General features: G+C 30.2%; 2 protein-coding genes. One reads left to right on the forward strand and one right to left on the reverse strand.

Annotated elements, in window-relative coordinates:
• A partial coding sequence (locus ACFIQE_RS11005) for a hypothetical protein (RefSeq protein WP_375707765.1) occupies positions 1-248 on the reverse strand: 248 nt, incomplete at its 3' end.
• A gap of 95 nt (positions 249-343) precedes the next feature.
• On the opposite strand from ACFIQE_RS11005, the gene ACFIQE_RS11010 reads away from it, so the two are divergent.
• Positions 344-655: an XRE family transcriptional regulator gene (locus ACFIQE_RS11010; protein WP_114647946.1), complete on the forward strand. Its 312-nt coding sequence runs from the start codon at positions 344-346 to the stop codon at positions 653-655.
• The last annotated feature ends 218 nt before the right edge of the window (positions 656-873 follow it).

Below are 873 nucleotides of genomic sequence, written 5' to 3' on the forward strand. Positions count from 1 at the left end.
TGCTCTTGCATTAATCTCTGCAAGCGCTCGGGATAAAAAAAATCTTCTGGACGCAAATCTATCCCATGATCACGTGCGTAGGTTAATAACTGCGCTTGATAAATTGAAGGAAACAATCCATTAGAACCACCCTTCTCTTTAGAATAAGTGATACGATAAACAGCTCCTTTACATTTCTTCAAAATACGCGAAACGTTAATAGCCCCCCCTAGATATTTTATTATAGTATACGCAGGTTCTTTTTTCATAAAGATAAAATTTCATATTTTATGAATTTTATCAAGATAAAATTTCATATTTTTTTTTATTGATTTTTCATTTCATATGAAAGACTTTGTATTTTATGGAATCAGATCAGTTAAAGGTATGGCTTAATGCGCAATTAGCTAAAAATGGTCATGGTAGTAAGAAAATGCTAGCCAAGCATTTAGGAGTGTTACCATCTACCTTAACTAGTATGTTGCATGATTCAGGTACAAAAAGATCAATAAAAGCAAGTGAATTAATAGAAATTATTGATTTTTTTGGCGAAATCCCCCCTTTTCTAATCAAAGAATCTGAACAGTTTATTCAACTGTATTATCAAGCAAATCCCGAAGTTCAGAAAGCTGTTTTAACGATTCTTCAGAATTCTTGTTCTTCAGACAAAAAATAATAGCAGCCATCACTTTTTTATCTCCACAATTCCAAAGTTTTTCTAACATTAGTTTATCCATAATTAACCTACACTTTATTAAAATTTCATATTTTCTGAATTTTTATATTGACAATTTTCATAAATAATGAAATATAAGTTCCATATCTTAGAAAATAACTTTTGCCAATAGGCAGTATGGAGGCATTTGTGAATAAACCAGTGTTTATAAATTCTGA

The organism is Bartonella sp. AA1HLJMS (assembly GCF_042197445.1).
In the GTDB taxonomy this organism is placed as follows: Bacteria; Pseudomonadota; Alphaproteobacteria; order Rhizobiales; family Rhizobiaceae; genus Bartonella.